Origin of the sequence: Staphylococcus sp. HMSC077D08 (assembly GCF_001837945.1) — a bacterium.
GTDB classification, from domain to species: domain Bacteria; phylum Bacillota; class Bacilli; order Staphylococcales; family Staphylococcaceae; genus Staphylococcus; species Staphylococcus epidermidis.
Genome location: NZ_KV834742.1, coordinates 79908 through 89185, shown reverse-complemented (window position 1 = coordinate 89185; position 9278 = coordinate 79908). Strand labels below are relative to the sequence as shown.

Annotated in this window: 6 protein-coding genes, 1 pseudogene, 1 riboswitch and 1 other annotated feature (1 of these 9 only partly in view); all 7 genes and pseudogenes read left to right on the top strand. The window is 31.8% G+C overall.

Features of this window, described 5'->3' with window-relative positions; all coding sequences use genetic code 11:
- Positions 1 to 169 precede the first annotated feature (169 nt).
- Positions 170 to 554, top strand: a pseudogene (locus HMPREF2663_RS12010) (transposase); the annotation flags it as partial.
- Positions 555 to 659: 105 nt separating this feature from the next.
- Positions 660 to 1685 (top strand): type I glyceraldehyde-3-phosphate dehydrogenase, encoded by a 1026-nt coding sequence (gene gap / locus HMPREF2663_RS01320; protein ID WP_002446650.1) that lies wholly within the window; start codon positions 660 to 662, stop codon positions 1683 to 1685.
- A 519-nt stretch (positions 1686 to 2204) separates the two neighbouring features.
- On the top strand, positions 2205 to 2675 hold the full coding sequence (gene nrdR, locus HMPREF2663_RS01315; protein ID WP_001830825.1) for a transcriptional regulator NrdR: 471 nt from the start codon (positions 2205 to 2207) through the stop codon (positions 2673 to 2675).
- Positions 2676 to 4046: a replication initiation and membrane attachment family protein gene (locus HMPREF2663_RS01310; protein WP_002446649.1), complete on the top strand. Its 1371-nt coding sequence runs from the start codon at positions 2676 to 2678 to the stop codon at positions 4044 to 4046.
- A complete protein-coding gene (dnaI, locus tag HMPREF2663_RS01305) occupies positions 4046 to 4966 on the top strand; it encodes a primosomal protein DnaI (protein ID WP_070845613.1) in 921 nt (306 codons plus the stop codon). The genes HMPREF2663_RS01310 and dnaI overlap by 1 nt, the downstream gene beginning before the upstream one ends.
- 353 nt (positions 4967 to 5319) lie before the next feature.
- On the top strand, positions 5320 to 7257 hold the full coding sequence (gene thrS / locus HMPREF2663_RS01300) for a threonine--tRNA ligase (protein WP_070845611.1): 1938 nt from the start codon (positions 5320 to 5322) through the stop codon (positions 7255 to 7257).
- 47 nt (positions 7258 to 7304) lie between these two features.
- Positions 7305 to 7480, top strand: a riboswitch (Lysine riboswitch).
- Between the two features lie 205 nt (positions 7481 to 7685).
- Entirely contained in the window at positions 7686 to 9188 is a 1503-nt protein-coding gene (locus HMPREF2663_RS01295; protein WP_002457806.1) for an amino acid permease, read from the top strand.
- 56 nt (positions 9189 to 9244) lie between these two features.
- Positions 9245 to 9278 (top strand) — a sequence feature (ribosomal protein L20 leader region); it runs 90 nt beyond the window's last position.

Genomic DNA, 9278 nt, shown 5'->3' with positions numbered 1-9278 from the left:
TTTCTTAGGGGACAGCTTCATCCTGTAGTCTTTAGCTTGTCCTATTTTCTCATGAGTTTCGCCCAAATACTTTGTATTTATATGTAATTTAACATTGAAATACTTTCAAAAATTAGGTCCTTTCGTATAATTTAACAAATACCACTAAACTAAATTAACGAGGTACCTTATGTATAAAGATTATAATATGACTCAACTTACTTTACTAAAGGAAACTTCAGTACATATTCCCACACATGATATGTCACAATATGCGAATGATATTGTTGAAACAATTCCCGATACTGAATTCAGACCGCATCGTTTCGCAACATTATAGCATTCCAATATGATGTTGAAAGTAGTGTTATATGCCTACACATAATCTGTATTTTCGGGTAGAAAAATTTCTTAATGATAGTATTCGAATGATGTGGTTTTCACAAATTCAAAATTCTTCTTATAAAACGATTAATCGATATAGAGTAAATACAAAAGTAGATGTTTTATTAGAATCCTTATTTATTCAATTCCATAGTCAATGTTTGAATCAAAATCTTATAAATGATAAAGCTTAATTTATATTTATAGATAAATTTGTCAGTAAACGCTTTCATTTAAAATTGAATATGTTATACTATTTCCATAAAGTATAACATATAAAACAAGGGGTGCTTTGAATGGCAACGAATATTGCAATTAACGGTATGGGTAGAATAGGTAGAATGGTGTTACGAATAGCACTAAATAATAAAAATTTAAATGTGAAAGCGATTAACGCTAGTTATCCACCTGAAACAATTGCACATTTACTTAATTATGATACGACGCATGGAGTTTATGATAAAAAAGTTGAACCGATAGAAAGTGGTATTAAAGTGAATGGACATGAAATTAAATTACTTTCTGATCGCAATCCAGAAAATTTACCATGGAATGAGATGGATATTGATGTTGTTATAGAAGCGACAGGTAAATTTAATCATGGAGATAAAGCAGTTGCTCATATTAATGCAGGTGCTAAAAAGGTATTACTCACTGGACCGTCTAAAGGTGGAGACGTTCAAATGATTGTTAAAGGAGTCAATGATAATCAACTTGATATTGATACATACGATATCTTTAGTAATGCATCTTGTACTACTAATTGTATCGGTCCAGTTGCAAAAGTCCTCAATGATAAATTTGGAATCATAAATGGTCTGATGACAACAGTTCATGCGATAACAAATGATCAAAAAAATATTGATAATCCACACAAAGATTTAAGAAGAGCACGTTCTTGTAATGAAAGTATTATTCCAACGTCAACAGGTGCTGCTAAAGCACTTAAAGAAGTATTGCCTGAAGTTGAAGGTAAACTTCATGGAATGGCTTTAAGAGTACCAACAAAAAATGTCTCTCTCGTTGATTTAGTTGTTGATTTAGAACAGAATGTTACAGTTACACAAGTTAATGACGCATTTAAAAATGCCGATTTAACAGGTGTTCTTGATGTTGAAGAAGCTCCTTTAGTTTCTGTAGACTTTAACACAAATCCTCATTCAGCTATTATTGATTCTCAATCTACGATGGTTATGGGACAAAATAAGGTGAAAGTTATCGCTTGGTATGATAATGAATGGGGTTATTCGAATAGAGTTGTTGAAGTAGCTGACAAAATTGGACAATTAATTGATGATAAAGCAATGGTAAAAGCCATTTAATTGAATATTTATACTTGCACTAAACCTGAGATAGCCATATTATCTCAGGTTTATTTATATACAAATAGCCCTAAACAAAGTTGAAGCATCATTGATGTTATTATAGATAACCAATTAGCTTTAGACATATTACTAGATACTTTCTTTATAGAAAAATGATCCATAGTCATTATTTATTAATCAAGTTGAGATGATTTTGAAATGAGGTGATTTTAACGAATCATCTTTCAAATTATAATTTAATAATGGTACTTTTGGTCGTATTTATAAAATTGTATAGTACATTTAAATGATTGAAATTCATTTAATATGTTTAATCACGTTAAAATGTAATATTTTTAATAAATAACATAGTACACTAAAACCTTTATTTATAAGATATATTTTCCTTTTTTACACATAATGGTGTTATCAATGTATCATTACATTCTTTCATTTATAGTTGTAATTGACCTTTCTTTTTTACACCGTACTTTTATAGTATAATGTACGGTGATCAAACTTGGGAGGGTGATATATATGAAATGCCCGAAATGTAATTCTACACATTCCAGAGTGGTTGATTCAAGACATGCAGATGAGGCCAATGCGATTAGACGTAGAAGAGAATGTGAAAATTGCGGAACGCGTTTTACAACATTTGAACATATTGAAGTAAGTCCATTAATAGTAGTGAAGAAAGATGGAACTAGAGAACAATTTTTAAGAGAAAAAATATTAAATGGTTTAGTAAGATCTTGCGAGAAACGACCAGTGCGTTATCAACAACTTGAAGACATAACTAATAAAGTGGAGTGGCAACTTAGAGATGAAGGACAAACTGAAATTTCTTCTAGAGAAATTGGCGAGCATGTTATGAATTTATTAATGCATGTTGACCAAGTTTCTTATGTAAGATTTGCATCTGTATATAAAGAATTCAAAGATGTTGATCAACTCTTAGAGTCAATGCAAGGTATCTTGAGTGATAATAAACGGAGTGATAAATAGATGGGGTTACAAACCTATGAATATGGTCTAAAACCACAAGATGGATTTGAGGTGATTACACATTTCGAATTCACCTCACAACATTTAGATATTTTAAATCGACTATTTACCCCTTTAATTGGAGTTGAATCAATAGGACTCTATCATTTTATGAGTCAATTCATAGACGAAAGTCAACAACTCGGGTTAACGCATTATATATTCATGAATGAACTAAAAATTAACTTATTAGATTTTAGGGAGCAAATGGACAATTTAGAGGCTATTGGATTGATTAAAACATTTGTAAGGCATGAAGAAAAGTATTCTCACTTTGTTTATGAGTTAATTCAGCCTCCAACAGCCTATCAATTTTTTAATGATCCTATGTTATCAGTATTTTTATTTAGTGAGGTTGATAAAAAGCGTTATCAAGCACTTAAATCTTATTTCGAAAAAGATGAGAAAGATTTAAGCAAATATCAACAGACCACTAGAAAATTTACAGAAGTATTCAATGTACCTAAAAAGGTCAATGTTTCAGATCAAATTAATTTAAAGCAAATCAAACATTATAATGGCATAGATTTATCTAATGAAACTTTTGATTTTGAAATGTTGAGACAGATGTTGAACCATCATTTTATTAGTAATGAAATTATCGATAAAGAAGCTAAGAATTTGATTATACAACTTGCGACGCTTTATGGGATTACTGAAGATGGCATGAAAAATGTTATATTAAGCTCCATTACCAGTGCACAACAGTTATCTTTTGAAGAAATGCGTAAGCAAGCTAGAACTTATTATCTTATTGAACATGATAATCAATTGCCTAAATTAGAGCATCAAACACATAAAACTAACGATGAAAAAAAAGATCGACACGCAAAAGATACTACAAATGATTGGTTACAACTGCTAGATGAAACAAGTCCGATTGATATGTTAGCAAGTTGGTCTGATTCAGAACCTACACAGTCGCAAAAAAGTATGATAGAAGAATTGATTAACCGTGAAAAAATGAATTTTGGTGTAATCAATATACTTTTACAGTTTGTTATGCTAAAAGAAGATATGAAGTTGCCAAAATCTTATATTTTCGAAATTGCTTCTAACTGGAAGAAAATTGGTATTTCAAATGCCAAACAAGCATATGAATACGCATTACAAGTTAATCAACCTAAAAATTATGAAACACATTCTAATGATAAACGGCAGAACAATCGTGGAAGACAAAATCAATTTTTATCCAAAGAAAAGACGCCTAAATGGCTTCAAAATAGGGACAATCAAGAAGATAATAAAGATATAAATGATGACACTCTCGAAGAAGATCGACAAGCATTTCTTGAAAAGTTAAATCAAAAGTGGAAGGAGGAAGATAATTAATGAAAAGTTTCAGAAATATCATGGGCGATTCTCAAAATCTAGTTAAACGTATACAAAAAATAAAACAAAATGTGATTAATGATCCTGACGTTAAACATTTTCTTGAGAGAAATCGTAGTCATATAACTAATGAGATGATAGACGAAGATTTAAATGTTCTTCAAGAGTATAAAGACCAACAAAAAGTCTATGATGGACATCGCTATGATGATTGTCCGAATTTTGTAAAAGGACATGTTCCTGAACTATATATCGAAAATGAAAGAATCAAAATTAGATATCTACCTTGCCCGTGTAAAATAAAACATGATGAGGAACGATTCGATTCACAACTTATTATATCTCACCATATGCAAAGAGATACACTTCATGCAAAGCTAAAAGATATTTATATGAATAATCGAGAGAGACTTGATGTAGCAATGGCAGCTGACAAAATCTGTACAGCAATTACTAATGATGAAAAAGTAAAAGGATTATATTTATATGGGCCTTTTGGTACAGGAAAATCATTCATATTGGGTGCTATTGCAAATCAACTTAAATCGCAAAAGATTTCATCAACTATTGTATATTTACCAGAATTTATACGCACTTTAAAAGGTGGTTTTAAAGACGGTAGTTTTGAAAAAAAATTACAACGTGTGAGAGAAGCTAATATTTTGATGTTAGATGACATTGGCGCAGAAGAAGTCACACCGTGGGTAAGAGATGAAGTGATTGGTCCTTTATTACATTATAGAATGGTACATGAACTTCCTACATTTTTTAGTTCTAATTTTAATTATAGTGAACTTGAGCATCATCTTTCAATAACTAGAGATGGCACTGAAAAGACTAAAGCAGCTAGAATTATTGAAAGAATTAAAACTTTATCGTCACCTTATTATTTGACTGGCAAAAATTATAGAAACAATTGAATTTTAAAGTATGTGGTGTATAATAGAGATAAATCTTAATCGTTGAAACTATTGAAGATACGATAATTTAATCTCTGTTACACAGAAAGTCATTAACTGATGAGAATATGGCTAACACATTAAATTATTACTACTTCGTTATTATTGATATTTGTAATGAATATCCGGCTCAAGACCGTTATCTTATGTAGAGTATAGTATATGACTGGTCACGCATGTTTTTCATATACTTAACTAGGGTGGTACCACGACAAACTCGTCCCTTGCTAGGGGGCGAGTTTTTTTATGCTCAGTAAAGTCAATTTATTCAATAAGCCAACGATCAGATGTTTTATTAAATAGGAGGATAACATATGAATCAAATTAATATTCAATTTCCAGATGGTAATACAAAAGAATTTGATAAAGGGACTACTACAGAAGACATCGCTCAATCAATTAGTCCAGGATTAAGAAAAAAGGCAGTTGCGGGAAAATTCAATGGTCAACTTGTCGATTTAACACGCCCTTTAGAACAAGATGGAACTATTGAAATTATTACGCCTGGGAGTGAAGAAGCGTTAGAAGTACTTCGTCATTCAACAGCTCATTTAATGGCACAAGCATTAAAACGTTTATACGGTGACGTTAAATTTGGTGTTGGTCCTGTAATAGAAGGCGAATTCTATTATGATTTTGATATGGATGATAAGGTTTCATCAGATGATTTTGATAAAATTGAGAAAACAATGAAACAAATTGTGAACGAAAATCATAAAATTGTAAGAGAAGTAGTTAGTAAAGAAGAAGCAAAAGACTTCTTCAAGGATGATCCTTATAAATTAGAACTTATTGATGCAATTCCTGATGATGAAAGTGTAACACTTTATACACAAGGTGAATTTACTGATCTTTGTCGAGGCGTACATGTACCTTCAACTTCTAAAATTAAAGAGTTCAAACTATTATCTACAGCTGGTGCTTATTGGCGTGGAAATAGTGATAATAAAATGTTACAACGAATTTATGGTACAGCATTCTTTGACAAAAAAGATTTGAAAGCACATCTAAAAATGTTGGAAGAACGTCGTGAGCGTGATCATCGTAAAATTGGTAAAGATTTAGAATTGTTTACAAATAATCAACTCGTTGGTGCTGGTTTACCGTTATGGTTACCAAATGGTGCTACAATACGTAGGGAAATAGAACGTTATATTGTCGATAAAGAAGTAAGTATGGGATACGATCATGTTTACACACCAGTATTAGCCAATGTTGATTTATATAAAACATCTGGTCACTGGGATCATTATCAAGAAGATATGTTCCCAGCAATGAAGTTAGATGAAGACGAGGCTATGGTCTTAAGACCAATGAACTGTCCACATCATATGATGATTTATAAAAATAAACCCCATTCTTATCGCGAATTACCTATACGTATTGCTGAATTGGGTACTATGCATCGTTACGAAGCAAGTGGTGCAGTATCAGGTTTACAACGTGTTCGAGGAATGACATTGAATGATTCTCATATTTTTGTTAGACCTGACCAAATTAAGGAAGAATTTAAACGTGTAGTTAATATGATTCAAGATGTATACAAAGATTTTGGTTTTGAAGATTATCGCTTCAGATTGAGTTATAGAGATCCTGAAGATAAGCACAAGTATTTTGATGATGATGAAATGTGGGAAAAAGCTGAATCAATGCTTAAAGAAGCATCAGATGAATTAGGTTTAACATACGAAGAAGCCATTGGTGAGGCAGCATTCTATGGACCTAAGTTAGATGTTCAAGTAAAAACAGCAATGGGAAAAGAAGAAACTTTATCAACAGCACAACTTGATTTTCTTTTACCAGAACGTTTTGACTTAACGTACATTGGTCAAGATGGAGAACAACATCGTCCTGTAGTTATACACCGTGGTGTAGTTTCTACTATGGAACGTTTTGTTGCATTTTTAACTGAAGAAACAAAAGGTGCATTTCCAACTTGGTTGGCGCCAATGCAAGTTGAAATTATTCCTGTAAATGTAGATTTACATTATGATTATGCTAGACTTTTACAAGATGAACTAAAATCGCAAGGTGTTCGCGTTGAAATTGATGATCGTAATGAAAAAATGGGATATAAAATTCGTGAAGCTCAAATGAAAAAAATACCTTATCAGATTGTTGTAGGTGACAAAGAAGTAGAGAATCAAGAAGTAAATGTAAGAAAATATGGTTCTGAAAAACAAGAATCAGTTGAAAAAGATGAATTTATTTGGAATGTTATTGATGAAATCCGTTTAAAAAAGCATAGATAAACTTGAAAATATAAAGGATATCATGTATATTACAAATTAATATAATAAATAGAGTTAGAGGTTGCATTATTAATGACTAACTTATCAGAAGTCGTATGGGACAAGTGTTGAATAAGCGAAAGGTAATAATGCCGAAATGATGTTAATTCCATAAGTTAGCATTGTTGGGACAACTTTCGAATAGAAGTTGTACTGTCACTTTATGTGATGTGCTACCTTATATAGATAAACTTAAGTGGTTGCATATCTTATAGGTATGTAACCACTTTTCACATTATTGATACAGATAAAAAGACAAGTGATATAAAAGTAAAATGATATTAATATCATTTCACTTTTTTATCATCTATACCAAATTTATCTACAACAATGATATGCATTGATGTGGTAACAAGTTAGCCTCTACTTATGAAGGAAAGGGAGCTTCTATGAATAAGAATAATAAACAAATTGACGGTGTTCAAAGAGGGTTAAAAGATAGACATATTTCAATGATTGCCATTGGGGGATGTATAGGAACTGGTCTATTCATGACTTCTGGTGGAGCTATACATGACGCAGGTGCATTGGGCGCTTTGATTGCCTATGCAGTTATTGGAGCGATGGTGTTTTTTCTAATGACGTCGTTAGGGGAGATGGCGACATATTTGCCTGTGTCAGGTTCATTTAGTACTTATGCTACACGCTTTGTCGATCCCTCACTAGGATTTGCTTTAGGATGGAATTATTGGTTTAACTGGGTGATTACAGTAGCAGCTGATGTTACTATTGCAGCGCAAGTTATACAATATTGGTCCCCTATGCAAGGCATACCAGCTTGGGTCTGGAGTTGTATCTTCCTTATTATTATTTTCGCGCTTAATTCTCTATCCGTTAGAGTATATGGAGAGAGTGAATATTGGTTCGCACTTATCAAAGTAGTTACAGTCATCATATTTATAGGAATTGGTATCTTAACTATTTTAGGAATTATGGGTGGAGAATTTGTAGGATTTGATACGTTTACAAAAGGAGATGGGCCAATACTAGGTGGGAATTTAGGTGGTAGCTTGCTATCAATTCTCGGTGTATTTCTAGTCGCAGGCTTCTCATTCCAAGGAACTGAACTTATTGGTATTACAGCAGGTGAATCTGAAAATCCAGAAAGGGCAGTTCCAAAAGCGATTAAACAGGTATTTTGGCGTATACTTTTATTTTACATTCTAGCTATTTTCATTATTGGTATGTTGATTCCATATGATAGTAAGGCGTTAATGGGCGGTGGTGATAGTATAGCTACTTCACCTTTTACATTAGTATTTAAGAACGCTGGACTAGCATTTGCTGCTTCATTTATGAATGCTGTTATATTAACAAGTGTATTATCAGCAGGTAACTCTGGAATGTATGCTTCAACAAGAATGTTATATTCAATGAGTAGAGATAAATTAGCTTATAATTCTTTTGGAAAAACAAATAAAAACGGGGTACCATATGTATCTTTAATTGCTACTGGAATACTAGTCATTCTTATTTTTGCTTTGCAACATTTAAGTGGAGATGCATATGAATACATTGTAGCTGCTAGTGGGATGACTGGTTTTATTGCTTGGGTTGGTATAGCAATCAGTCACTTTAGATTTAGACGCGCATTTGATAAACAAAATTATGATAAGTCAAAATTAAAATATAAAGCGAAGTTATTCCCATTTGGTCCTATTTTTGCAGGTGTTTTATGTGTAATAGTTATCATTGGACAAGATGTAGATTTTATTAAAACAGGTAACTTTGATATGAATAGATTTTTTATAACTTACATGGGAATTCCTGTATTCTTAATTTTCTTCTTTTACCATAAATTTAGATATAAAACTAAAAAGATTCCTCTAAACAAAGTTGACTTAAGGCAAGATGTTTCGATGGAAGAAATAAGACACCATAAAAATAATTAAAAAAAGTTTGACTTAAACAATAAATATTGATATGATTATTAACGTTGAATACGAAACGAACCAAGTAGAAGCACCCGCTTCTCACCTGTG